A 24,551-nucleotide genomic window follows, 5' to 3' on the forward strand; every position below is an offset into this window, starting at 1 on the left:
ATGCGGCCGGGCTCAGCCCTTTTTCTTCTTGGTCAGCGCGATCACATCGCCGAGCAACTGCAGCTGTTCGGTGCTGGAAGGAAGCTCACGTTCGAGCTTCTCGATTTCTTCGCGGAAATCGGCCACGTCTTCGAAGCTGCGGTACACCGAAGCAAAGCGCACGTAGCCGACATGGTCGAGCTTGCGCAGTTCGTTCATCACAAACTCGCCGACCTTGATCGAGGGGATTTCACGTTCGCCGCAGATCCGCGCCTGCTGCATCACCGCGCGCACCGCCAGCTCGATCTTGTCTTCAGGCACCGGCCGCTTCTGCAGCGCGCGGTCGAAGCCGCTGCGCACCTTGCGCGCATCGAACGCTTCACGGCTGCCGTCGCTCTTGACGATCGCCGGCAGCTTCAGTTCGATGGTTTCCAGGGTGCTGAAGCGTTCGCTGCAGGCCTCGCACTCACGCCTACGCCGGATCGTCGCCCCGTCTTCAGAGACGCGAGAATCGATCACACGGGTATCGGCATGCTGGCAGAACGGACAGTACATGGAACGCCTTGCATCAGGAAAACGTCATGCCGTGGTCACGGCAGCGTCGCAACGGTACCTGAGAAGGCCTGCCGGCAGCAAATATCAAGTGCTGGAGGCCCTGCCCTCGGCTGCAGCCTGCGCCTGGATCACGCCAGATGCGCCAGTCGCCGGTCTTCACACGTCGATCCACCGATCGCGTATCGAGGCTCCCTCACCGCAGAAATGTTCTCGGTGCATGCGCTCAGCGCATCTGCCCTCGTGCGAGCCACACCAGGTGCGCACTGGGAAAGAGCAGCAGCGGGCCGAACACCAGGTAACCGAGCACCTGCCACGGGCTGCCGTTGACGAGGGCGAATGCAATGAAACCGGCTACCCCGAGCGCGCCAAGCATGCCCAGGCCCAGACCAGCCCACGCCAGCGCGCCGGCATGCCGCAGACCGCTGCGCCCGCGCCGCAGGTACACGCCACTCAGCCATAGCCAGGCCAGCAGCCCGCACAGGCCAGCCACGCTCCAGATCAGCAGGAGCGGGCCTTCACTGGCCCCCATATAGGTGCGTCGGGTGAAAAACGCCCAGATCGCCAGGATCGCCAGCCCACCGCCGGCCAACACCGCGGGCACGCCCAACACCAGCGCTTGGGCAAGGTAGAGGCGTTGGTGGCGAACATCGTCGACGGTCGGCATCGGGGCCTCTTGGCTGTGAGCGTCAGTATCCAGCACGTGCCTGCAGCAGCAGGGTGACTGGCCACATCAGCGCCGGGCCAAACAACAGCAGGATGGCGCCGGTCGCGATCATGCCTGGTTCCCGATTCATCAGGCCACCAAGCACGAGCAGGCCCGACATCGCGAGCATGCAGCCGGCGGCGATCAGGCCCAGGATGAGCAGTGCCCACAGCGACCGGTCCCAGAACGGCCACCGACCCGCGCGCAGGCCCTCGCGACCTCGCCGCAGGTAGCGCCAGCTCAGCACGGCCCAAGCGATCAGGGCCAGCCAGCAGGCCAGCCCAAGCAGCGCAGACCACCGCGCGCCTTCCCATGCGGCAGTGCCGACCAGCAGCGTTGCACCGGCGCCAGCGCAGCCAGCACCGGGAACACCCAATAGACCCGCCACCAGCGCGTATCGACGACGCTGGCGGCCCTCGTCCATCCTCAGCCGTAAACCGGGTACTTGCGGCACTGCGCGCTGACCGCGTCGCGGACGCGGGCAATCACCGCCGCATCGGCCGGGGCGTCGAGCACGTCGGCGATCCAGTTGGCCAGGTCCACGCAGTCCTGCTCGAGATAGCCACGGGTGGTGACGGCCGGGGTGCCCAGGCGCAGGCCCGAGGTCACGAACGGCGAGCGCGGGTCGTTGGGCACCGAGTTCTTGTTGACGGTGATGTGGGCCTGGCCGAGGGCAGCTTCCGCATCCTTGCCGGACACGTCCTTGCCGATCATGTCCACCAGCATCAGGTGATTCTGGGTACCACCGGAGACGATCTTGTAGCCACGCGCGATGAGCGTGTTGGCCATCGCCTGGGCGTTCTTGACCACCTGCTGCTGGTAGGCCTTGAAGCCCGGCTCCAGCGCTTCCTTGAACGCCACGGCCTTGCCGGCGATGACGTGCATCAGCGGGCCGCCCTGGATGCCCGGGAACACGATCGACTGCAGCTTCTTCTGCAGCTCTTCGCTGGCACCCTTGGCGATGATGATGCCGCCCCGCGGACCGCGCAGGGTCTTGTGGGTGGTCGAGGTGACCACGTGGGCGTGCGGCAGCGGGCTCGGGTAGACACCGGCGGCGACCAGGCCGGCCACGTGGGCCATGTCCACGAACAGGTAGGCACCGACCTTGTCGGCGATGGCGCGGAAGCGCGCCCAGTCCACCACCTGCGAATAGGCCGAGAAACCGGCGACGACCATCTTCGGCTTGTGCTCGACGGCCAGGCGCTCGACCTCGTCATAGTCGATCAGGCCGGCCTCGTCCACGCCGTACTGCACGGCGTTGAACAGCTTGCCCGAGGCATTGACCTTGGCACCGTGGGTGAGGTGACCGCCGTGGGCCAACGACATGCCCAAGATGGTGTCGCCCGGCTGCAGCAGCGCGAAATACACCGCCTGGTTGGCCTGCGAACCGCTGTGCGGCTGCACGTTGGCGTAGTCGGCATCGAACAGCTGCTTGAGGCGGTCGATGGCCAGCTGCTCGGCGATGTCCACGTATTCGCAGCCACCGTAGTAGCGCTTGCCCGGATAGCCTTCGGCGTACTTGTTGGTCAGCTGGCTGCCCTGGGCTTCCATCACCGCCGGGCTGGTGTAGTTCTCGCTGGCGATCAGCTCGACGTGGTCTTCCTGGCGCTGGGTTTCGGCGGCGATGGCCTTGGCCAGTTCGGGATCGTAGGTTTCGATGCGGACGTCACGCGGGAACATCGGTTACTCCAGGCTGGATGAGAGAAACGACAAGCCGTTGATTGTAAGCCCGGTCGCCCATGACTGGCCCGTGCCGGTCGACCGGCCGCCTGACGGTCGGGCAGGTACAGGGCAAACACGGGATATGCGACGCCGTTCCTTGAATTATTCAGATTAATCGATTTCAAACCCTAAAGTCGTTCAGCCGACGGCCGATACCGCCGATTCAGATCAAAACAGGGGTTGGCTGTGAATCATGTTTACCGCGTGGTCTTCAACCACGCGCTCAAGTGCGTGCAGGTGGTATCCGAATTCGCCCGTGGCGGCGGCCGTGCAGGCGCGCGCAGTGCGCGCCGCGCGCCGCGCCTGGCACCGCTGGTCACCGGCATCGCGCTGGCCTGCATGGCCCCGGCCGCGCTGGCCGGCGTCAACGGCTGGAACGAGTGGCGCGCCTCGATCAACAACGACTGGGGCACGGGCGGCAACTGGGAATTCGGTGAACCCACCGCCGGCTCGGTGGCCGCCTATATCGACGGCAGCCGCACGGCGGTGGTGTCCCAGCCTGGCGAGGAAACCGACCACCTCCACGTCGGCTATGCCAGCCGGGGCGACCTGTCGGTCCTGGCCGGCGGCACGCTGACCTCGGGGACCATCTTCGTCGGCACCGGTGACGGCGGCACCGCCGCCACCGCCGACGGGCGGGTGCTGATCTCCGGTGCGGGGTCGACCTGGACCTCGCTCACCACCCTCGGCGTCGGCCATCTCGGCCGGGGCCTGGTCGACATCGACAACGGCGGCACGCTGTCGATCGGCCTGGATTCCTACATCGGCGCCGCCATCAGCGGCGTGGGCACGGTCAACGTCAGCGGCGCGCAGTCGCTGTTCCGCACCGATCGCAACCTGCTGCTGGGCAACCAGGGCAACGGCACGGTGCGCATCCTCGATGGGGCGCAGATGACCAGCCTCGCCGGCTACGTCGGCAACACCGATACCGGCGTGGGCCTGGCCGAGATCTCCGGCACCGGCAGCCGGTGGGTGAACACCGACGTGCTCTACATCGGCCAGCTCGGTAAAGGCACGGTGAAGGTCGAGGACGGTGCCAGCGTAGAAGTGCGCGGCGCGCTGTACATCGGCAACCAGGCGCGCTCGGCGAGCGACCGCTCACGCGGCGACCTGCGGGTCTCCGGCACCGACGCGCGCTTTGTCCAGACCGGCAGCGTCGCGGTGATCGGCAACGCGGGCATCGGTGCGATCGACGTCTCCAACGGCGGCGCGGTCAGCCTGGACGCCACCACGTTCGGCCTGGCCGCCAGCGGCGTCGGCACCGCCTCGGTGACCGGCACGGGCTCGCGCCTGGACGCCGCGTCGCTGCGGATCGGCGTGAATGGCTGGGGGCGCGTGGATATCGCCGATGGCGCCACGGCAACCGTGCGCGGCAACATCCTGCTGGGCGGCAACGCGTTGGGCGTCGGCACCCTGGTAGTCGGCCCGCAGGCGGTGCTCGCAGTCGGCGGCGCGCTGCCGGCCAGCATCACCACCGGCAATGGCACCGGCACCCTCGAACTGGGCGGTGGCACGCTGCGTGCCAACAGCGTGCTGCGCGTGGACAGCAACGTGCTGCTGGCGGCCGATTCGACCATGGAGACGGTCAACAATGTGCTCATGCAGCGTGCCGTCAGTGGCAACGGCCAGCTGCGCAAGACCGGGGCCGGCAGCCTCACCATGAGCGTGGACAGCAGTGGCTGGAGCGGCGGCACGGTGGTCGATGCGGGGACCCTGGCGGTCTATGGCAGCAAGGCGCTGGGCACCGGCCTGGTGACCCTGGACGATGCCACGCGACTGGAACTGGGTGATGCGGTGGCGCTGGACAACAGCGTGCAGCTGCGCGGCGAAGTGGCCGTGTCCGTCGGCACCGCCAGCCGTGCCACGTTGGCCGGCAACGTGCGTGCCAGCGCCGGTGGCGTGCTGGTCAAGACCGATGGCGGCGAGCTGGTGATGGCGGGCAGCGCCTACAGCGGCGCCACCCGCATTGACGACGGCCGCGTGCTGGCCACCGGCAATGCCCTGCCCACCGGCAACATCGCCATCGGCAGTGCCGGCACGTTCCAGATCGACACCACCCGCGTGCTGCAGTACGCCGGGCAACTGAGCGGCACCGGCACCTTCGCGCAGGGGCGCCATTGGCTGACCCTGACCGGGGACAGCAGTGCCTTCGCCGGGACCACGGTGGTGGATGGCGGCCGCCTGATGGTGGACGGCGCGCTCGGCGGCCAGGTGAACCTGGACAACGCGGCGTACCTGGCCGGCAGTGGCCGGGTGGGCAACGTGCACCTGCGCTCGGGCAGCACGCTGGACCCGGGCCCGAACATGGGCGTGGGCCGGCTGACGGTTACCGGCGATCTGGTGTTCGACCCGAGCGCGACCTATCGCGTCGATGTCGCCGCCGACGGCAGCAGCGACCGCGTGGACGTGGCGGGCGTGGCCACGCTGGGTGGTGCGGGCACCGTGGCGGTGGCTGCGGCCGGCGACTGGAAGGTGTCCACACGCTACACCGTGTTGAGCGCCGGTGACGGCGTGCAGGGCACCTTCGCCGGGGTGAGCAGCAACTTCGCCTTCCTCGATCCGAGCTTGGCTTACGACGCCAACAACGTCTACCTGACGATGGCGCGCAACGACGTATCGATGCCGGACGTGCAGCTGACGTTCCCGGACGTGGTGGTCAACGACAACCAGAAGGCGGTGGCCGGCGCCGTGGAAGCGCTGGGTACCGGCAACGCGGTCTATGACGCAGTGGTGCGCCTGGAAGTGCCGCAGGTGGTGCCGGCCTTCGACAGCCTCAGCGGTGAAGTGCATGCGGCCAACCGCGGCACGCTGCTGCAGAACCGCTTCCTGCACGACGGCATCGACCGCCACCTGGATGGCCGCGCGATCAGCGGCGGCATCGCACCGGGCGTGCGCGTGTGGCTGGCCGGCAGTGGCGGGCAACGGCGCACTGACGCCACTGCCGCCAATGTCGGCACGCGCGCGCAGCAGCACGGGCTTATGGCTGGTGCCGGTTGGCAGGTGGGCGAGTCGCTGGAGTTCGGCGTGGCCGCCGGCCAGCAGCAGCTGGACACCCGCCTGCGCGAGCGCGACGCACGCGCCGAGACCGATGCGACCGAGTACGGCGTCTACGCCGACTATGGCTGGCTGGGGCTGCGCCTGCGCGGCGGGGTGACCCGCGCGGACTACCGCACCGACAGCACCCGCACAGCCCAGATCGGCACGACGTTCGCCGAGACGCTGTCGGCCCGCGAAGATGCCACCGCCACTACTGCTTTCGTGCGTGCCGGTTGGACGTTCGGCGGACCGCGTTTGCAGCTGACGCCGGAAATCGAGCTGGCCCAGGTGCGTCTGGAAAGCGATGGCAGCCAGGAACACGGTGGCCATAGCGCGCTGCGAATCGCCTCTTCCGATGGCCGTTACCGTACCGGTCTGGCGGCGTTGAAGGCGGACTGGGATATCAGTGGCGGCGAGCAGGACAAGGCCGTGCTGACCGCACGCGTGGGCTGGCAGTACGCCGACGGCGACCGCCTGCCGACGGCGACCGCCCGTTTCGTGGCGGGCACGCAGGACTTCGCCATCACCGGTGCACCGCTGGCACGCAGCAGTGTGCTGGCCCAGCTCGGGGTGGCGGTCAGCCCGACCGCCAACAGCCGCGTGTCGCTGCAGGTGCAGGGGCGCGATGGGGATGGGCAGCGTGACGTTGGTGCCCAGCTGGACTGGTCGGTCGGCTTCTGACGTGAGCGGGAAGCGGGTGTGCCGGCCAATGGCCGGCGCAGCCATCAAAGGGCGCGCCTGTAGGCGCGCCCTTTTTTTTCTTTTCTCAATGGAGGGGAGCGTCGCGTTCCAGGGACCACAGCCGAGGGTGCGCGGCGTTGGATGCTCGGGCAGTCCCGGCGCCCTTTGGATCTGGTGGCGTCTCCGATCGGGAGTGTCGCGCGCGTGAGGGCCCCGTAGCGGCCGGTAGGCCCCTGGCGCAAATGTCCCCCGGCCTGCGGCCTCCTCCTTGATTTTGCCCAGAAGCCTACCGGCCGCTACGGGGCTCGGCTCGCGGTGCGCAGGCAGAAGCCAGGCTTTTCTGGCGGGTCGGTGGGTCGGGCGCTGGGCCCCCATGCCCTTTCCGGCGAATGTCCCCCGGCCGCTGCGCGGCCTCCTCCTTTATTTCGCCTCCAAGGGCATGGGGGCCCAGCGCCCGACCCACCGACGGCCGCGTCTGAAAAAGCTCAACGCACGCCAAGCGCATGGAACGCACATAGAAGAAGAAGCTCTTCCAAGCCATGCCACGCGATATCCGAACGACATACGGCGCCCCGGAGGGCGCCGCATGAGGTGGCCAGAAACTGCCGGCTTACCGGCTGTTGATCACGTAGTCGGCGATGATGCCGGTAGCGATGGCGACCAGCAGCAGGTTGCCGCGGTCATCGCGGATCCAGTGGTGGCCATACGGCGGGCGACGGACCGAGTAGCGGTTGTAGTCGTTGACCACGTAGACCGGGCCACGGTAGTACTCGTTGTAGCGGTGACCGCGCGCCCACCCATAGCCGCGACCGGGTCCCGGACGATAGACCACGCGCGGCGGCGGCGGCGCCGGGCGGTAGTGGCCGCGGTTGTCGTAGTAGCGGCGATCATGCCGCGCCTCGCGGCGGTCATCGCGCCAGTCGCGGCGATCATGACGGTCGTAACGGCGATCGTCATGACGGTCGTGGCGGTCATGCCCACGGCCACGATGGTCGTCGTCGGCGAAGGCCGGGGCCACTGCACCCAGGGCAAGCAGCGAGGCGACGGCCCCGACCACAAATCGATTGATGCTCATGATTGGCCTCGCTTGGTGGATTGATGGCTCCATCATGCGCAGGTCATCTGAACGGTCTCCGGCTGGAAACGGTTTCCAGTTTATGCCGTTTGACCGCCCATTCAGGCGGCGGCAAGCCCCGCCCCATGGGGCCACCGGCGGCTGTCATCGCTTCCGGCTATAATCGGGGGTACCCCTTTTATCCATCTGTTCCTGTTCCGCTCGGAACGGGCTCAGGGTTGCGCCTTCGGAGACCTCATGTCCTCGCAATACATCTACACCATGAACCGCGTCAGCAAGGTGGTCCCGCCCAAGCGGCAGATCATCAAGGACATCTCGCTGTCGTTCTTCCCGGGTGCCAAGATCGGCCTGCTGGGCCTGAACGGCTCCGGCAAGTCCACGGTGCTGAAGATCATGGCCGGCGTGGACACCGACTTCGAGGGCGAAGCCCGCCCGCAGGCCGGCATCAAGGTCGGTTACCTGGCCCAGGAACCGGAGCTGGACCCGACCAAGACCGTGCGTGAAGCGGTCGAGGAAGGCGTCGGCGAAGTGCTGCAGGCCCAGGCCCAGCTGGACGCCGTCTACCTGGCCTATGCCGAGGAAGGCGCCGACTTCGACAAGCTGGCCAAGGAACAGGAGCGCCTGGAGGCGATCCTGGCCGCCGGCGATGCGCACACCCTGGAAAACCAGCTGGACGTGGCGGCCGATGCCCTGCGCCTGCCGCCGTGGGAGGCCGTCGTGGGCACCCTGTCCGGCGGTGAAAAGCGCCGCGTGGCGCTGTGCCGCTTGCTGCTGCAGAAGCCGGACATGCTGCTGCTCGACGAACCGACCAACCACCTGGACGCCGAGTCCGTGGAATGGCTGGAACAGTTCCTGGCGCGCTACACCGGCACCGTCGTGGCCGTCACCCATGATCGCTACTTCCTGGACAACGCCGCCGAGTGGATCCTGGAACTGGACCGCGGCCGCGGCATTCCGTGGAAGGGCAACTACACCGACTGGCTGACCCAGAAGGACGACCGCCTGCGTCAGGAAGACAACCAGGAAAAGTCCCGCCAGAAGGCGATCCAGAAGGAACTGGAATGGTCGCGCCAGAATGCCAAGGGCGGCCGTACCAAGGGCAAGGCCCGTCTGGCCCGCCTGGAAGAACTGCAGTCGGTGGATTACCAGAAGCGCAACGAGACCAATGAAATCTTCATCCCGCCGGGCGAGCGCCTGGGCAATGCGGTGATGGAATTCAAGAACGTCTCCAAGAAGTTCGGCGACCGCCTGCTGTTCGACGACTTGAACTTCCTGGTGCCCGGTGGCGCGATCGTGGGCATCATCGGCCCCAACGGTGCCGGTAAGTCGACCCTGTTCAAGATGATCACCGGCCAGGAAAAGCCCGATACCGGCGAGATCGTGGTCGGCCCGACCGTGAAGCTGTCCTATGTGGACCAGAGCCGCGACGCGCTGGAGGGCAACCACAACGTCTTCCAGGAAATCGCCGGCGGCCTGGACATCCTCAACATCAATGGCGTGGAGATCCAGTCGCGCGCCTACATCGGCCGCTTCAACTTCAAGGGCCAGGACCAGCAGAAGCTGGTCGGTTCGCTGTCCGGTGGTGAGCGTGGCCGCCTGCACATGGCCAAGACCCTGCTGCAGGGTGGCAACGTGCTGCTGCTCGATGAACCGTCCAACGATCTGGACATCGAAACCCTGCGTGCGCTGGAAGATGCGCTGCTGGAGTTCCCGGGCAACACCTTCGTGATTTCGCATGACCGCTGGTTCCTGGATCGCATCGCGACCCACATCCTGGCCTTCGAAGGCGACTCGCAYGTGGAGTTCTTCCAGGGCAACTACCGCGAGTACGAAGAAGACAAGCGCCGCCGCATGGGCGACGACGCCGCGCCCAAGCGCCTGCGCTTCAAGGCGCTGAAATAAGAGAAGAAAAACGGCCGCGCACTGCGCGGCCGTTTGCATTTGGGTAGGTCATGACCGTTGGTCATGACACAGCCGCGCACTGCGCGGCCGTTTGCATTCCGGTAGGTCACGACCGTTGGTCGTGACGCCTTATCGTCACGAGGTTCCCCCATGTCCCTCCCCGAGCGCCTGTTCCAGCTGCAGCAGCACGGCACCACCGTGCGCACCGAACTGCTGGCCGGCCTGACCACCTTCCTGACGATGTCCTACATCGTCTTCGTCAACCCGGACATCCTGGCCACCACCGGCATGGATCCCGGTGCGGTGTTCGTCGCCACCTGCCTGGCCGCCGCGCTGGGCTCGCTGGTGATGGCGTTTGCCGCCAATTTCCCGGTCGGCATGGCCCCGGGCATGGGCTTGAATGCGTTCTTCGCCTTCACCGTGGTCGGTGCCGCCGGGCTGCCGTGGCAGCAGGCGTTGGCGGCGGTCTTCATTTCCGGACTGGTGTTCCTGCTGCTGTCGCTGACCGGCGTGCGCGCGTGGTTGGTGGCGGGCATTCCCGCCTCGCTGCGCGCGGCGATCGTGGCCGGTATCGGCCTGTTCCTGGCGATCATCGCGCTGCAGAAGTCCGGCGTGATCATCGCCAACACCGACACCCTGGTGGCACTCGGCCCGCTCAATACGGCAACCCCGCTGCTGGCGCTGGCCGGCTTCCTGCTGATCGCGATCCTGGAAGCACGCAAGGTGCGCGGTGCGATCCTGATCGGCATCCTGGCGGTGACCGGCGCGGCCTGGCTGCTCGGTGACGTGCAGTTCCACGGGATGATCTCGCTGCCGCCGAGCCTGGCCCCGACCTTCCTGCAACTGGACCTGCCCGGCCTGCTGCATCACGACGGCGGCGCGCCCATCGCGGTGCTGCTGCAGGTGGTGCTGGTGTTCGTGCTGGTGGAAGTGTTCGATGCCACCGGCACGCTGTATGGCGTGGTGGGACGTGCGGGCCTGCTCAAGCTGCCGGGCGCGCAGAAGCGTTTCGGCCGCGCATTGCTGGCCGACAGCACCGCGATCGTGGCCGGCTCGCTGCTCGGCACCAGCAGCACCACCGCCTTTGCCGAAAGCGCCTCGGGCGTGCAGGCCGGTGGCCGCACCGGGCTGACCGCACTGGTGGTGGCCGCGCTCTTCCTGGCCGCGTTGCTGTTCTCGCCACTGGCGGCGATGGTGCCCGGTTACGCGACGGCCCCAGCCCTGTTGTTCGTGGCCGGGCTGATGCTGCGCGAGCTGGTCGACGTGGAATGGAACGACCTGACCGAATCGGTGCCGGCCGCCCTGTGTGCGCTGGCGATGCCGTTCACCTACTCCATCGCCAACGGCCTGGCCTTCGGCTTCATCGCCTATGCGGTGCTCAAGGCCGGCACCGGTCGCTGGCGCGAGGTGCATCCGGCGGTGTGGCTGGTAGCCGGGTTGTTCGTGCTGCGTTACGCACTGGAATGACTGCGGCGCCGCCGCGGCGCGCGGCGGTTCACCCCTCCGCAACGTGGCTCTGGGATGATGGGGCATGACCGATGCCCGCCTGCCTGCCGATCCGTGCTCGCCGTTGCGCCGCCGCCTGCTGCGTGCCGCACTGCTGGCCCCGGCGGTCGGCATGCTGGCCACCCTGCCCGGCTGTTCGATGCCCGCGCAGGTGGATGGCACCTTCCTGCAGCCCTGGCGCAGCCACCTGGACTGGACGATGGCCGACTGGCAGCGTTCGGTGCAGCTGGCAAAGCGGCTGGGCTGCAGACAGCTGGTGCTGCAATGGACCGGCATCCATGGCGCGCCCGAGGGCGATTGGCAGCTGCCAGATGCGAGCCTGCGGATGCTGTTCACCGCTGCGGGTGAAGCGGGCATCACCGTGCGGGTCGGGCTGCCGTTCGAGCAGTCGTGGTGGAAGGCGATCGGCGGCGATGACGCCACCCTGCAGGCGTTCTTCGCCCAGACCCTGACGCGCGCGCAGCAGTGGCTGGCACAGGCACCGTGGGCGCGTCTGCAGGCCTTCGGCGGCTGGTACCTGCCGTATGAAATCGAGCAATACCACTGGGCCGATCCAGCGCGCGTGCAATGGCTGGGGCAGTGGCTGCACGGACTGCAGCAGGCCGCGCACGCACAGGGTGGCGACTGCGCGGTGTCGACCTATTTCAGCCGGCTGCAGACCAGCGGACGGCTGGAAACGGTCTGGGCCAGCCTGCTCGACCAGGTGCCATTGCGGCCGATGGTGCAGGACGGGGTCGGGGTGGCCGGTGCGGGCAATGTGCAGGAACTGCGGCCGCTGCTGGCGATGCTGAAACAGCGCGGCGTGGCCTTCGATGCGATCGTGGAGCTGTTCCGCGAACTGCCCGGCGAGAACACCGACGGCACCCAGTTCAAGGGCGAAACCGCCGATGCCGCGCGCATCGAACGGCAACTGGCCTGGGCCCGCGACAGCGGTGCCGAACATGTGCTGGTGTACGCGCTGGACCCGTGGCTGTCGCAGGACACGCCGCAGGCCAAGGCATTGCGCCGGCACTGGGGTCTGTAGGGCGTCCCCCGGTACCGACCAACAGTGGGTACCGGCAGGTTCGTGCCGTACGCGCGTTACAGCGTCCGGCCGATGATCTCGCGCAGGATCTCGCTGCTGCCACCGAAAATGCGCAGCGCGCGCGCGTCGGTCCAGGCGCGACCGATGCCGTACTCGCTGCTGTAGCCGTAGCCGCCATGCAGCTGCAACAGGTCATCGAGCACCGTACCCTGCAGTTCGGTGGCGTTGAGCTTGGCCATCGCCGCCATCGTGGCATCCAGCCGCCCCTGCATCTGCTCGCCCAGGCACTGGTCGAGGAAACTGCGCAGCATCGCCAGTTTGGCGGCCGCATCGGCGAGGACGAAGCGGGTGTTCTGGTGGTCGATCAGGAAGCGCCCGAACGCCTTGCGCTGGCGCACGTAGGCCACCGTCTCGGCCAGCATGCCTTCGGCCGAGGCCGCCGCACGCAGCGCGATGGCCAGCCGCTCGGCCGCCAGTTGTTCACCCAGATAATCGAAGCCGCGCTGCGCTTCACCCAGCAGGTGCGACGCGGGCACCACCACGTTGTCGAAGAACAGCTCGCTGGTGTCCTGCGCGTGCTGTCCGATCTTGGGCATCGGCGCGCCACGGGTGACGCCGGGCCAGGAAGTATCCACGCAGAACAGCGTCAACCCGCGCGCACCCAGCTCCGGCGCGACGGTCGCCACCACCACCACCACATCGGCATTGCTGCCGTTGGTGATCCAGGTCTTCTGGCCGTTCAACAGGTAATGATCGCCCTGGTGCTCGGCGCGGGTACGGATCGCCTTGAGGTCGCTGCCGGCGCCGGGTTCGGTCATGGCGATGGCACCGATCGCCTCGCCACGCGCCATCGCCGGCAACCATGCATCACGCAGTGCGTCGCTGCCGTACTGCATCAGGTACGGCGCCACCATGTCCGAATGGATCGAAAAACCGATGCCCAGGTAATTGGCGCGCGCCAGTTCTTCGGTCACGCACGCGGCATGCCCGTAGTCGCCGCCCAGGCCGTAGGGCTCGGGCAGCTGGCAGTTGAGCAGGCCGGCCTCGCCCGCGGCGCGCCACAGCGACCGCGGGGTGATGCCATCGCGCTCCCACTGTGCGTAATGCGGCGCGATGTCGCTGTCGATGAAGCGACGCACCTGCGCGCGGAACAGGGCGTGGTCGTCGCGGAAAACGGAACGCTCGGACATGGGATCAGCGGCCCACCGCATCGGTGCCGCTCAGCTGGCCCTGCAGCACCGGGGCAGCGGCCGTGCCGGTCAGGAACAGGCTGTAGTGATCGCCAGGCTGCAGCGCCGGCAGCGCCAGCGGTGCGCTGTCCTTGCTGCCGCAGCCAGCGACCAGGCGCGCCTTGACCGGGTTGATGCCGCGCGCGCTGCTGCTGCCGGCCGCGACGGCGGGGAACACCACCGCGCCCTTGTCGGCCATGGCCAGGCGGCCCTGCGTGCAGCCGCTGGCGAGGTTGTAGAACCGGATCTCGGCCTTGAGCGCGTCGCTGGTGCCGCCGCCATCGGCCAATACCGCCAGCGGTTTGGTCGGCGTGGACGCATCCAGCACCAGCGTAGTGAAGCTGCCGGCGGCGACCTGGGCCTGGCTGCGGGCCTTGCCGGCCACGCGCAGGTTGAACGGCTTGCCGCCTTCGACGATGGCGTAGCGGGTGGCGCGGGTGGCGGGGCCGATGCTCTGCTCGGCACCGTTGCCGACGGCGACCTTGAGCGCGGCGCTGCCCGGGTTGAGCACGCGGACGAAGGCCGAACCGGCCGGCGGCCGCGGCGCATACAGCTGCGCGAGACGGCCTTCCTGGCCCCCCTGCTGCGCGTGGGCGGCCAGCGGGGAAAGCGCGAACAAGGCGGCGGCGAGCGGGATCAGGGGGAGCTTCATGGTCTGGGTTCCTGGCTGCGGAGCGTGCGCGCCAAGGCATAGCGCTGCTCCAGTTGTCTGCGGTCGACCTTGTTGCTGTTGCCGGTGGGCAACGCATCCACGGCGATCAGTTCGGAGGGAATCATGTAGGGCGGAACGCGGCGGCCGAGCTGTTCCTTCCAGTCCTGCAGCGCGGCCGGCAGCGGCTGCACCAGGCCGTCGCCGGGCTGGGCCAGTTCGACGAAGCCGATCATCCGCACCAGGCTGCCGTCGGGGCGGCGCAGCACCACCGCCGCACCCGCCACCACGCCGTCCAGTGTCGACAGGCAGGCGTCCACTTCGGCCAGCTCGATGCGGTAGCCGTTGAGCTTGATCTGGTCGTCCTTGCGGCCGCGGAAATACACCCGGCCCTGTTCGTCAAGATCGCCGAGGTCGCCACTGCGGTAGGCGCGCTTGCCCTGGTGGTCGAACAGCACGCCCTGGTCCAGGTCCGGACGATCCAGGTAGCCGCGCATGACGTGGTCGCCGGCCATGCAGATTTCGCCATCGTCGATGAACACCTCCGCATAGGGCTTGGCCACGCCGATCGGGAACGGGTTGGGGGCGGCCGCGCGCAAGGCCGGATCGATCTCGACCCAGGTGGTCGAACAGGTGGCCTCGGTGGGGCCGTAGGAATTGATGATGCGCGCCTGCGGGAAGCGCGCCCACAATTCCTCTGCCACGCGCGGGGTCAACGATTCGGCGCCGAACACGAACACCTGCAACGACGGCAGATGCTCGGCATTGAAGCGTGGGTTGAGCATCTGCTGGCGTACGAACGAGGGCGTGGAGGCCCACACCGCCACCGCCGAATGGCGCAGGTGTTCAACGAAACGCTCGCTGTCGGCGATCACCTCGCGCGGGCACAGCACGCAACTGCCGCCCAGGCCCAGCGCACCGCACAGGTCGAACAGCGAGAAGTCGAAACTGAAGAGCATCTGGTTGAGGAACGCCGGTGCCTGGCCCAGTTGCAGGCAGTCGCGGATCCAGCCGGTGAACAGCGCCACGCTGTCGCGGCCGATCTGCACGCCCTTGGGGTCCCCGGTGCTGCCGGAGGTGAACATGACGTACGCCAGGTCCGGCACGCGCAACGCGCGCGGTGCATCGGCGCCCGGCCCGAAGGTATCGGTGGCCGCATCGTAGACCGCGCCGGCATGGGTCAGCTGGGTGATGCGCTGCAACCGCGCGGGCGGATTGATGGTGTCCACCGGCACGTAGGTGACGCCCATCTGCAGGCAGCCGAGCATGGCCACCACGAAGGCGGACTGCTTGTGCCCGGAGATCACCAGGGCAAACCCCGGCCGGACCCCCGCGACCTGCGCGCGCACGATCCAGTCCAGGGTGGCGCGATGCAGTGCGGCCCAGTCCAGCGTGCCGTCTGCATCGTGCAGCGCTGGCGCATGCGCGGCATGGTCCAGGTCGACGAAACGGCAGTTGTCGAAATCGAATCGCATGCGCGCAGCTCCTGCAGGGGGGATACGGCTCAGCGCTGGTGCGCGGCCACGTAGTCGGCCAGCACCTGCACCGAGTCGACCAGTGCATCGATCTCATCCACCGGCAGGGTCACGCCGAGGCGGTCTTTGACCTCAACCATCAGCTGCACCTTGGACATCGAGTCGAACAGCGACTCCATGTATTCGTCCGGCTGCACGCGGGTGCCGATCACCGCCTCGACGATGTCGATCAACTGGGTCTGGAGGGTCTGGATATCCATCGGGTTCACCTTGTCAGAACTGGAAATAGAGGAAACGGGATTCTTTGTGCAGGCTCAGCAGGCACAGCAGCAACATCAGCAGCATGACGCCCAGCCACGGCAGGTTCGGCTGCCAGCGCATCCACGCGCGCGGCGCCGGGTTGGGCTTGGCCAGCGAGGGCGAGTACACGCCCATGATCTGCTGCGCGTTGGGCGTGGCCCAGACGATGACCAGCAGTACCACGATGTACACCAGCTGCAGATGATGACCCATCAGCAGCCGCCAGCCGTCGGCCAGGCCCATGCGGCCCAGGTAGCCCAGCTGCTCCATGCTTTCCCAGCCACGGACGCCGAACATGCCTTGCACCAGTTCCCAGGCATCGTGCACGCCATCGGCACGGAAGAACGCCTGGGCCACCAGCACCGCGCCGAAGGTCAGCAGCACGTAGCCGGCGTGCTGGTACCAGCGCAGCTGGCGCAATGCGGCCGGTTTGCGGCCGCCGACGAACACGCGCCAGGCGTGGTTGATGGAGAGGTAGCCGGCATGCAGCAGGCCGAAGATCAAGAACTGCAGCCCGGCGCCGTGCCAGATGCCGGCCAGGCCCATCGCCCACACCGTGGGCAGCACGATCATCGACAGGAAGCCGCCGGCCGAGGCCACTGCGGTCGGGCCGGTGGCGCGGCCATGGCGGGTGCGCCAGCGGGTCACGGCCATGGCCACCGGGTAGTACAGGTAGGCGGTGATGTAGCGGGTCAGGGTCATGTGCCAGCGCGCCCAGAAATCGATCACGCTGGTCGCCTTGTACGGCGAATTGAAGTTCAGCGGGAACCGGATGCCGAACATCCGCGCCAGCCCCAATGCCATGTCCGAATAGCCGGAGAAATCGAAGTACAGCTGCAGCGCGTAACTCAGCGCGGTGGCCCACGCGCCCCAGAACTGGACATCGCCGGTGGACGCGAACCCGGCATCGGCATACGGGGCGATGGTGTCGGCCAGCAGCACTTTCTTGGCCAGCCCGATCACGAACAGCATGCCGCCCACCGACAGGTTGTCGGCATGGAAGCGGTAGGTTTCGCGCTTGCTGAACTGCGGCATCATCTCCTTGTGGTGGAGGATGGGCCCTGCGATCAGGTGCGGGAAGAAGGTCACAAACAGCACGTAGCTGAGCGGGCTGCGGTCGTTGACCACGCCGGCGCGGCAGTCGAGCAGGTAGCCGATCTGGGTGAAGGTGAAGAAGGAAATGCCCAGCGGCAGGATCAGCGCATCCATGGGGCCGACGTTGAAGCCCATCTCGCCGACGAAGTTCACCATCGCCGCGAAATACTTGTAGTGCACCAGTAGCAACAGGTCGGCGGCCACGCCCAGCGCGGTGGCCAGCAGCTGCAGCTTCGGTCGCTTGGCCAGTGACAGGATCACCAGGCTGATCAGGTAATTGAACACGATCGAGCCGGACAGCAGCAGCACGAACTGCGGGTTCCACCAGCCGTAGAACACGATGGAGGCCACGCACAGCCACAGCGCGGCCAGGCGCGGCCGCACCGCACCCAGGGCGTAGTGCACGCCCAGCGCGATCGGCAGGAAGACCAGCAGGAACAGGAAAGAGTTGAAAAGCATCGTCCGTAGCGCTCAGTGGATCTCGGCCAGCGTTGCCTGCTCACCGTCGGTCAACGGCAAGGACAGGGCCATTTCAGAAAATTCCCAGACCACCAGCTGTACTGTCGGCGGCCATTGCGCGCGCTGCGGCCAGGCCGCCAGCAGCGCGCCGGAGAACTGGCCGCCATCCAGGCTCTGGTTCCACACTTCGCGCCCAAGCGCATGGCCCAGGCGTTCGGCGAACAGGCTGCGACGGCCATTGGAACTGCCCAGCAGCAGCACCTCCACCGGCGGGGTGTCATCGAGCAGGCCACCGCTGCGCAGTGGGGTGATCACCTGCTCCGACTCGCGGTCCAGCGCCGGTCGCCATGCCGGTGGTGCGTGTTCCAGTCCGGCCAGCACGATCAGGTCGCCCATGCGCGGCTTGGCCGGACCCGGCGCGCCCACGTCGAAGGCCTGCCCGCCCTGCCCCCCCAGCAGCGGCAGCGCGGAGCCGGCCACGGCATCGGCGGCGCGCTGGGCGCCGATCCGGTTCATGTGCACGTCGGTGCGGAAGAACATCGGCGCCGTCCCGTCCTGCAGCACCGGCAGCAGATCGGTGGACGGCACCTGCGCAGCGCGCAGCGCCTGCTGCCACTGGCCCAGGCGCGCACGCATCGCGGTCGAGGTGCGCAGCCCGCAGGTGTGGGCCTGTTCAATCCGCGATTTGTCCGGCACCACCACCACCAGCAGCTGCACGCCCTGCGCCTTGAGCTGGCTCGACCAGTGCTGCATCAGCCGCACGCGCTGGGTGAACACGTCCGCGCCCGCGCCCGGTTGCGGACGCAGCCCATCGCGGTAGAACAGCCAGTCCGGGCAGCCCAGCGCCACCTGCGGTCCGAGGTCGCCGAGCAGGCGATAGCGCAGCGCGGCCGTGACCCGATCGGCCTGGGCCTGCACGGGCAGCTTGAGCGCATCGTTGATCGCGCGACCCGCCGCGCCATCGGCCCAGCGCGCCGGTGCCAGCGAGCCGGCCGGCAGCCTGGCATGGCCCAGCATCCAGCCGCCGGCAAGCAGGCCGATCAGCAGCAGCGCGATCACCACCACCGCGGTGGCGATGTGGGCACGGGCCGGCGCGGCCGGTGGCAGGGGCGCAGGCGCGCCGGGACGTGCACTCATCGCCTTACTGCCCCAGTGCCTTGTTCAAGCGCGCGGTCCACTGCTGCGGGGTCATGATCGAGGCGTTGTCCCACTGGCCGCGCGCCTCCGGACCCTGCACGTAGGACGGCTCGAACATCTGCCAGACCAGCACCTGGGGTTTGTGCTGGCGGAATTCGGGCGATTCCAGATACTCCAGCAGCATCACCCAGTGCCCGACGTTGCCCGGCTTCCAGTTCACCGACACCGGCCGGTCGAGCACGTTGGAGAGTTTCTGCGGGAAACCGAAATACGGCTGCACCATGCTGTGCCCGGTGACATGCACCGGTGCCGGCGCGTCGTCGAGCAGCGACTGCTGTTCGGCCTGGCGGCGCACGGTGAAGGTGTCCCGGCCAATGGCCTTGCGCTGGTCATCGGTGAGGAACAGCTCGGCCAGGTCGCCGAAGCGGCGTTCCTTGATCTCGCTGCCCAGTGCCATGCCGCTACCGGCCTGCCCCTCCAGCTGTGGCACCTGCTGGCGGACCTGCGCGGCCACCGCCACGGCGACCGCATCGGCGGCCGGCTGGGTCCAATGCTGGTCGCTGCGGTAGAACACGTCCTTGCCCCCCTGCTTGACCTGGCGCAGCACCTGCAGTGCATCCACCGCGGGGACATCGGCCTTCACCAGGCCGTCGTGGACCAGCGCATAGCGACCCCGCACGGCATCGCTCATGCGCTTGCCATCGGGCAGTTTGTCTTCGTAGAACAGCGCCTTGTCCGGCAGCACCAGTACTTCCAGCTTGACCCCCGCCGCGGCGAGCGCGGCGCGTGCCTGGGCGATCAGCTGGGTGTTGCGGTTGATCGCCGGGGCATCGACCTCGGTCAGGCTGCCCCAGGCCGGGAACAGCCAGCCGTCCTTGCCGATCATCACGATGGACGAATCCTGGCTGGCCGGGGCGGCAGCAGGCGCGGGTGCGGCCTGTGCCAGTGCCGACAGCGGCGCCGCGGCCAGCAGCGCGGTGCACAGTACGGCCCGCAGCAGCGGTCGGGCCGGGGGGGCGTTGCGACGGTCAAGGGTCATCGTCAATTCCTTCTGCATGATCAGTAGTAGAGCGTGGCCGTGGCGAACAGGCCCTTGGCACGCTGGGTATCGCCGCCGCCGATGGCAAAGCGGTACTGCACGCCCAAGTCCAGGTACGAACGCGCGGCGTTGTAATGGTCTTCGCGGAACCAGTAGCGCACGCCGATCCCCGGGCCGGCGCCGAGCGACCAGCTGCTGGCGGTATCGGACAGGTTGAAGGACTGCACGCCGATCAACGGGTACTCGATGCCGCGCACCTTGGAACGCTGGTCGATCCAGTCCGCGCCCACCACCAGGTAGGGATTGACCACCCAACGGGTCTGGTCTGCTCCAAAGCGGTAGCTGCGCCCCGCCCGCACTTCGGCCGCGCCGAACCATTGCTGGCGGCGCAGGTGACCGTCGGAGGCGAGGATGCGCTGGGCCGGATCGCCGTTGGCATCCAGACTGTCGATGGTGAAGTGCGCGTCGTTGTCGTCCCAGGTGTAGCCAGCCTGGGCGTAACCACTGACGGTCCACCACTGGTTGACGTCCGTGCGGACCCCGGTGCCCTTGTAGAAGCCGTAGGTGAGATAGGACATCCAGCCGCCGGCGTTGCTGTCCAGCCGATAGCGGGCCAGCGTGTTGATCTGCAGCGGCCGGTTCGACTCGACCTGGATGCGGCACTGGATCGCCGCCGAATCGGGATAGATGCCGCCGTTGCGGGTGGCGGTACCGACGAACTGACGGCGCTCGATGCCGGCACTCAGGCCGGTCTGGCCGAACGCGTAGCGCACACCGAACGAGGCGATGGTGGACGGCCAGCCGGCGATCGAACGCGAACGGCTCAGGCGCTCGGCGCGTTCACGTGCATCGTCGGTCGCCACGCCCGTACACGGGTCCACGGCCTTGATCGATTCGAACGTGCCGCCACCGTCGTAGAGCGTATTTGCGATACGCGCATAGGCTTCCAGCGTGCCGTGCCGATTGTTGGTCGCCGAGGGCCGCCAGAAGGCTTCCAGCGTGCCGAACACCGAATCGCCCGGCGTGCTGATCGCCGCACCGCCCAGGTTGGTGGCGGCCTGGCGTGCACCGCGATAGCCGGCCGAGGCGATGATGCCCCACTCGCGCGACAGGTTGGCGATCGAGCTGCGGGTGTTGTAGCGCTGCGCCTTGTCCAGCTTCAACGTACCGGCGTCGGCACTGTCGATGGCACCGCGCAACAGGGTGACCGCCAGGCGGTTGTCGCCGCTGGCGGCGCTGGCATAGGCCTGGTCCAGCAACACGGTTGGCGGCGCCTTGCCGGTGGCCTCGGCCGCGCGGAAATCGGCCAGGGCCTGTTCGGGCTGGCCGACCCGCTGGTTGAGGTAACCGCGCTGCATCAGCAGGCCGGCATCATTCGGTTTGGCGGCCAGGGCAGCATCCAGCCGCTGGCGCGCCTGCGCGGCCTGCGCGCGGTCGCCGGCCGACAGCGTGGTGGTGAGCAGCGCCTGCAGGGTGAGGTTGTCCGGATCATCGTTGAGCGCCTGCTGCGCCTGCCGGATGGCTTCCTGGTAATCCTGGCGACCGAAGGCGGCATAGGCCCGCTGCGATGCGCCGCCCTCGCCCTGCAGATCGGCCGGCATCACTTCGCATTGGGTGCCGTAAGGCGTATCGCGGCACTGCTGGAACGGTGCCGGGTACGCGCTCAGGCTCAGGTCGGTGGCGGCATGCGGATGGCGCAAGGCCTTGCCCCGCGTAACCACCGCCTGCTCGATCGCCTTGCGGCTGTCGGCATCCAGGTCGGCGTCGCTGCCCTGCTGCAGCGGCTGCAGCAGGCGTACGGCACGCTCATGGTCGCCGGCGGCAAGTGCCGCGTCCACGGCCAGCAGACGCACGTTGCGTTGCTGCTGCGCGTCCAGCCAGTCCTGCTTGAGCGCGGCATCAAAGTCTGCATTGGCCTGCGCGGATTTCATCTGCCGCTGGCGCAGGTAGGCGCGCATCACCAGTGCGACGGTGTCGTCGCTGTCGTTGTCCAGGGCCTGGTCGGCCGTGGCTTCGGCCGCCGGCAGCTGCTCATCGAGCATCTGCGCGGTCATCAGCAGCAGTCGGTGCGAGGCGACGTCGGGCGCACGCTCCACCGCCTGCCTGGCAAAGCCGGTTGCCGCGCCGAAATCCTGCGCGATGAGGGCCTGGTAGGCTTCCTGCGCCGGCTTGACCGCGCGTTGGCGGCCGAGCGCAACCCGCTTGGCCTGCAGGTCGCCCACGTTCGGTGCGCCCAGCTGGATCGCCGTCGCGGCGGCGGCATCGGCCTGCTCGAGTTGCTGCTGCGCTTCCAGCGACGCCACCCACAGCGTTGCCCACGCACCCTGCTGCGGTTGCTGGCGGAACGCGTGTTCGGCCTTGCTGGCCGCTTCGGTCATGCGGTCGTTGTTRTAGGCCTCGTAGGCCTGGGTGGCGAGCGCGAAAGCCCGTTGGTAGGCAAGCTCGGCAGCGGTGGGTCTGGCGGCGGTGGTGACACGCCCTGCGCCTGCCACGCCACTGCCCGTACGCGGCGCGCTCGCCAGCGCCGGCAGCGCCGGGTCGTTGATGCCGTCGGCGATCGCGCGCTGGGCCAGCGCGCGTGCCTCGTCGTTGCGACCGAGCTTCTGCGCCGCGTAGATCTGCAGCAGGCGCAGCCGCGCCACGTCCGGGCGCAGGCGCGCCGCTTCGGTGGCGTTGCGATAGGCCTGCGCGTAGTCGCCGCGCTCGTAGGCGCCGAAGGCCTGCTCGGCAATGCGGTAGGCATTGCCGGCCAGCGGCAGCGATTCCTGTGCGTGCACGCCGGCACTGCCCAGGCCGAACAGGCTCAGCGCGATCACGCTCGAAAGCAGGGTGGTCCTCATGCCTTCAGCTCTCCGTCTGCGCTGTACTGGGGTTGGCCGGAACGGCGGTGCTGCTCGCGTACCGCTTCGGCGATGGCCGCCTCGGTGGCCACGCCGTGCTTGACCAGGTAGTCGCCGATGCGGCCATCGCGCTGCGGCTTGTACTCGTCCAGCACACGTTCGAACTGGTCGCGTGCGATCAAGCGCATTTCCACCAGCAGATCACCCAACAGCGGCACCGCATCGATGCGGTAGCTTTCGCCACTGATCAGGCGCAGGCCGGCATTGACTTCGCTTTCGCGCGCGATCGACTGCTCCAGCGCGGTGGCCTCCACATCCTGCAGCAGTTGCGCCTGCTCGGCCCCGTTCAGCGGGTTGGCCACGGCGATGGACAGGGTGCCGGGCGTGCTGCCCGGCAGCGGCAACAGCCGCCACTGCACGCAGGCTCCCACCGACAACGGGAACACGCCGGCCCGCAGGTAGTCCACGTCGATCAACGCGCGCGGCAGATCACTCTGGAAGGCAATCGCCTCGGCCAGGGTCTCATCGTCGAGCCAGCCCTGCGACACCAGAATGCGGCCCAACGGCTGCTGGCGGCCGCCCTGCTGCTGTTGCAGTGCTTGCTCCAGCCGTTCCGGTTCGACCGCCTGCCAGGTGGTCAGCAGTTCGCCCAGCCGCTTTCGGGTCTGCACCAGCTGCGAGGCGCTGGGGAAATCATGCATGGTCTTGTCCCACACCATGCGCTTGCCAAACAGCAGGTAGAGCAGGAACATCCGCCACGCACGCGCGGTGGCCATGAAGTTGATCATGTTGCCGACCACCATGCGCGGGATCGACATCAACGCATGTTCCCACCCATACAGGAGATTGACGAAGTAGAAGCGCTGCACCACGCGGGAGGCCAGCGCGGCGGTGGTGATCAGGGCGATGTTCATCTGCCACGTGCCGGCCTGGAAGATGGTCGGAAACTGGGTATGCCACAGCCCGGTCATCTTCAGCACCCAGAACAGCAGCAGCTGCAGGAAGATGAAGTAGGCGAGGATGCTGACGAACGAGGTGATGATGCCCTTGCGATCGCGCGCCAAAAGGTACTTGGTCGCCAGCGAGCCGCGCCAACCCAGCGTCTCCCAGCTCTGCAGGCCGATACCCAGGACCCAGCGCGCCTTCTGCCGGTACGAGGCACGGAAGTTGTCGGGAAAATATTCGCGCACGCACAGCGCCATCGACTGGGTGCTCTCGCGCACCGGCCCCCAGCCGAACCACGACGGGCGGCGCACGCGGAACTGCACCGGGAAGCGGGCGAAGATCGACTGCATGCCCATCGCCGCCAGCCGCGCGCCGACGTCGTAATCTTCGGTCAGGCTGTCGTTGTTGAAGGGCTGGTTGTCGGTGGCCGCGCTCAGCGCCAGCAGCGCCTTGCGCGAGAAGCAGGTGCCCACGCCGGCCGACGGCACCATGCCGGACACGCTTTCGCGCACCACCAGGTCCTTGGCGTGCCACTCGGCGAACTCGTCCATGTAGACACCGGCGATCAGCTCGTACCACTCGCGGTCCAGCGAGGTCACCGGCAGCTGGATCATGTCCTTGCGCGGCAGCAGGTAGTTGAAGAAGCGCAGCTCCATCGGGTGCAGCACGTCTTCGCTGTCATGCAGAATCACCCCGGCGAATTCGATGTCGTGGCGTTTCTCGTAATCGAAGATCGACAGGATCAGCCAGTTCAGGCAGTCGGCCTTGCTGGTCGGCCCGGCATGCGGCACCTCGACCCGGCGCAGGCGTTTGTAACGGCGACGCATGCGCTCCACTTCGGCGATGGTCTCGGCATCGTTGGGATAGGTACCCACGAAAACGATGTACTCGCGGTAGTCGAGTACATCGATCATGTTTTCCACCATCTGCGCGATCACGTCGTACTCGGCCCACGCCGGCACCATGATCGCCAGCGGTTGCTCCGGCCGCTGCAGCAGATCCTGTTGGGTCAGCGGGCGGTAGTCGCGGCGTTTCTTGACGGTCAGGGTGCGCCAGCTTTCGCGGATCCAGTACCAGACGTCGATGAACAGGTCATCGAGGCTGGAGATCAGGATCAGCACCGCTACCACCGCCGCGGCTGTTTCCAGCGCGGCGTAGTAGTTGGCCAGGTGGATATCCCAGGGGAGACCGTTCACGGCC

Annotated in this window: 18 protein-coding genes; 4 read left to right on the forward strand and 14 right to left on the reverse strand. The window is 67.8% G+C overall.

Going from position 1 to position 24,551, the window contains the following annotated elements; all coding sequences use genetic code 11:
- Positions 1–12: 12 nt before the first annotated feature.
- From nrdR to glyA, 4 genes are all read right to left on the reverse strand, one after another.
- A complete protein-coding gene (gene nrdR / locus AC1DR7_RS03675; RefSeq protein ID WP_256775393.1) occupies positions 13–534 on the reverse strand; it encodes a transcriptional regulator NrdR in 522 nt (173 codons plus the stop codon).
- A 223-nt stretch (positions 535–757) separates the two neighbouring features.
- Positions 758–1,198 carry a hypothetical protein gene (locus tag AC1DR7_RS03680; protein ID WP_256775392.1) on the reverse strand — a complete coding sequence of 147 codons (441 nt, stop codon included), beginning with the start codon at positions 1,196–1,198 and terminating at the stop codon, positions 758–760.
- A gap of 22 nt (positions 1,199–1,220) precedes the next feature.
- Complete coding sequence (locus AC1DR7_RS03685) at positions 1,221–1,661, reverse strand: hypothetical protein (protein ID WP_457319378.1); 441 nt, start codon at positions 1,659–1,661, stop codon at positions 1,221–1,223.
- A gap of 2 nt (positions 1,662–1,663) precedes the next feature.
- On the reverse strand, positions 1,664–2,917 hold the full coding sequence (gene glyA / locus AC1DR7_RS03690) for a serine hydroxymethyltransferase (RefSeq protein WP_256775390.1): 1,254 nt from the start codon (positions 2,915–2,917) through the stop codon (positions 1,664–1,666).
- 228 nt (positions 2,918–3,145) lie between these two features.
- Between glyA and AC1DR7_RS03695 the strand changes: the two genes are divergently transcribed.
- Complete coding sequence (locus tag AC1DR7_RS03695) at positions 3,146–6,676, forward strand: autotransporter outer membrane beta-barrel domain-containing protein (protein ID WP_457319379.1); 3,531 nt, start codon at positions 3,146–3,148, stop codon at positions 6,674–6,676.
- A gap of 610 nt (positions 6,677–7,286) precedes the next feature.
- Here the strand turns inward: AC1DR7_RS03695 and AC1DR7_RS03700 are convergent.
- Positions 7,287–7,751, reverse strand: coding sequence for an RcnB family protein (locus tag AC1DR7_RS03700; protein WP_478052273.1), 465 nt, complete (start codon positions 7,749–7,751; stop codon positions 7,287–7,289).
- A gap of 237 nt (positions 7,752–7,988) precedes the next feature.
- On the opposite strand from AC1DR7_RS03700, the gene ettA reads away from it, so the two are divergent.
- The 3 genes from ettA (at position 7,989) to AC1DR7_RS03715 (ending at position 12,183) form a co-directional block, all read left to right on the forward strand.
- Positions 7,989–9,653: an energy-dependent translational throttle protein EttA gene (gene ettA, locus AC1DR7_RS03705; RefSeq protein ID WP_256775387.1), complete on the forward strand. Its 1,665-nt coding sequence runs from the start codon at positions 7,989–7,991 to the stop codon at positions 9,651–9,653.
- A gap of 150 nt (positions 9,654–9,803) precedes the next feature.
- Positions 9,804–11,120 carry an NCS2 family permease gene (locus AC1DR7_RS03710; RefSeq protein WP_478051487.1) on the forward strand — a complete coding sequence of 439 codons (1,317 nt, stop codon included), beginning with the start codon at positions 9,804–9,806 and terminating at the stop codon, positions 11,118–11,120.
- A 64-nt stretch (positions 11,121–11,184) separates the two neighbouring features.
- The gene (locus tag AC1DR7_RS03715) at positions 11,185–12,183 is read left to right on the forward strand and encodes a DUF4434 domain-containing protein (protein WP_478051488.1); all 999 of its coding nucleotides are present in this window, start codon (positions 11,185–11,187) and stop codon (positions 12,181–12,183) included.
- A 56-nt stretch (positions 12,184–12,239) separates the two neighbouring features.
- Here AC1DR7_RS03715 and AC1DR7_RS03720 read toward each other — a convergent pair whose 3' ends face one another.
- The 9 genes from AC1DR7_RS03720 to AC1DR7_RS03760 are packed head-to-tail and all read right to left on the reverse strand — an operon-like array spanning position 12,240 to position 24,547.
- Positions 12,240–13,373, reverse strand: a complete 1,134-nt coding sequence (locus tag AC1DR7_RS03720; RefSeq protein WP_256775384.1) for an acyl-CoA dehydrogenase family protein — start codon at positions 13,371–13,373, stop codon at positions 12,240–12,242.
- 4 nt (positions 13,374–13,377) lie between these two features.
- Positions 13,378–14,064 (reverse strand): alginate O-acetyltransferase AlgF, encoded by a 687-nt coding sequence (locus AC1DR7_RS03725; protein ID WP_457320060.1) that lies wholly within the window; start codon positions 14,062–14,064, stop codon positions 13,378–13,380.
- Positions 14,061–15,536, reverse strand: coding sequence for an AMP-binding protein (locus AC1DR7_RS03730; RefSeq protein WP_457320062.1), 1,476 nt, complete (start codon positions 15,534–15,536; stop codon positions 14,061–14,063). The genes AC1DR7_RS03725 and AC1DR7_RS03730 overlap by 4 nt, the downstream gene beginning before the upstream one ends.
- A 29-nt stretch (positions 15,537–15,565) precedes the next feature.
- A complete protein-coding gene (locus AC1DR7_RS03735) occupies positions 15,566–15,796 on the reverse strand; it encodes an acyl carrier protein (protein WP_137191072.1) in 231 nt (76 codons plus the stop codon).
- Positions 15,797–15,809: 13 nt separating this feature from the next.
- Positions 15,810–17,390: an MBOAT family O-acyltransferase gene (locus AC1DR7_RS03740; RefSeq protein ID WP_478051489.1), complete on the reverse strand. Its 1,581-nt coding sequence runs from the start codon at positions 17,388–17,390 to the stop codon at positions 15,810–15,812.
- A gap of 12 nt (positions 17,391–17,402) precedes the next feature.
- On the reverse strand, positions 17,403–18,527 hold the full coding sequence (locus AC1DR7_RS03745) for an alginate O-acetyltransferase AlgX-related protein (RefSeq protein WP_457318070.1): 1,125 nt from the start codon (positions 18,525–18,527) through the stop codon (positions 17,403–17,405).
- Positions 18,528–18,531: 4 nt separating this feature from the next.
- Positions 18,532–19,566, reverse strand: a complete 1,035-nt coding sequence (locus AC1DR7_RS03750) for an alginate O-acetyltransferase AlgX-related protein (RefSeq protein ID WP_457318069.1) — start codon at positions 19,564–19,566, stop codon at positions 18,532–18,534.
- Positions 19,567–19,586: 20 nt separating this feature from the next.
- Positions 19,587–22,406 carry an NfrA family protein gene (locus AC1DR7_RS03755; protein WP_457318068.1) on the reverse strand — a complete coding sequence of 940 codons (2,820 nt, stop codon included), beginning with the start codon at positions 22,404–22,406 and terminating at the stop codon, positions 19,587–19,589.
- Positions 22,403–24,547, reverse strand: a complete 2,145-nt coding sequence (locus AC1DR7_RS03760) for a glycosyl transferase family protein (RefSeq protein ID WP_478051491.1) — start codon at positions 24,545–24,547, stop codon at positions 22,403–22,405. Before AC1DR7_RS03760 ends, AC1DR7_RS03755 begins: the two co-directional genes overlap by 4 nt.
- Positions 24,548–24,551 lie beyond the last annotated feature (4 nt).

Source organism: Stenotrophomonas sp. P5_A9 (genome assembly GCF_056400525.1).

What these genes read in the sequence shown, in the direction of transcription:
- nrdR (WP_256775393.1), bottom strand. Translation starts at nt 534, where the DNA reads ATGTACTGTCCGTTCTGCCAGCATGCCGATACCCGTGTGATCGATTCT.
- AC1DR7_RS03680 (WP_256775392.1), bottom strand. Translation starts at nt 1,198, where the DNA reads ATGCCGACCGTCGACGATGTTCGCCACCAACGCCTCTACCTTGCCCAA.
- AC1DR7_RS03685 (WP_457319378.1), bottom strand. Translation starts at nt 1,661, where the DNA reads ATGGACGAGGGCCGCCAGCGTCGTCGATACGCGCTGGTGGCGGGTCTA.
- glyA (WP_256775390.1), bottom strand. Translation starts at nt 2,917, where the DNA reads ATGTTCCCGCGTGACGTCCGCATCGAAACCTACGATCCCGAACTGGCC.
- AC1DR7_RS03700 (WP_478052273.1), bottom strand. Translation starts at nt 7,751, where the DNA reads ATGAGCATCAATCGATTTGTGGTCGGGGCCGTCGCCTCGCTGCTTGCC.
- AC1DR7_RS03710 (WP_478051487.1), top strand. Translation starts at nt 9,804, where the DNA reads ATGTCCCTCCCCGAGCGCCTGTTCCAGCTGCAGCAGCACGGCACCACC.
- AC1DR7_RS03715 (WP_478051488.1), top strand. Translation starts at nt 11,185, where the DNA reads ATGACCGATGCCCGCCTGCCTGCCGATCCGTGCTCGCCGTTGCGCCGC.
- AC1DR7_RS03720 (WP_256775384.1), bottom strand. Translation starts at nt 13,373, where the DNA reads ATGTCCGAGCGTTCCGTTTTCCGCGACGACCACGCCCTGTTCCGCGCG.
- AC1DR7_RS03725 (WP_457320060.1), bottom strand. Translation starts at nt 14,064, where the DNA reads ATGAAGCTCCCCCTGATCCCGCTCGCCGCCGCCTTGTTCGCGCTTTCC.
- AC1DR7_RS03730 (WP_457320062.1), bottom strand. Translation starts at nt 15,536, where the DNA reads ATGCGATTCGATTTCGACAACTGCCGTTTCGTCGACCTGGACCATGCC.
- AC1DR7_RS03735 (WP_137191072.1), bottom strand. Translation starts at nt 15,796, where the DNA reads ATGGATATCCAGACCCTCCAGACCCAGTTGATCGACATCGTCGAGGCG.
- AC1DR7_RS03740 (WP_478051489.1), bottom strand. Translation starts at nt 17,390, where the DNA reads ATGCTTTTCAACTCTTTCCTGTTCCTGCTGGTCTTCCTGCCGATCGCG.
- AC1DR7_RS03745 (WP_457318070.1), bottom strand. Translation starts at nt 18,527, where the DNA reads ATGAGTGCACGTCCCGGCGCGCCTGCGCCCCTGCCACCGGCCGCGCCG.
- AC1DR7_RS03750 (WP_457318069.1), bottom strand. Translation starts at nt 19,566, where the DNA reads ATGACCCTTGACCGTCGCAACGCCCCCCCGGCCCGACCGCTGCTGCGG.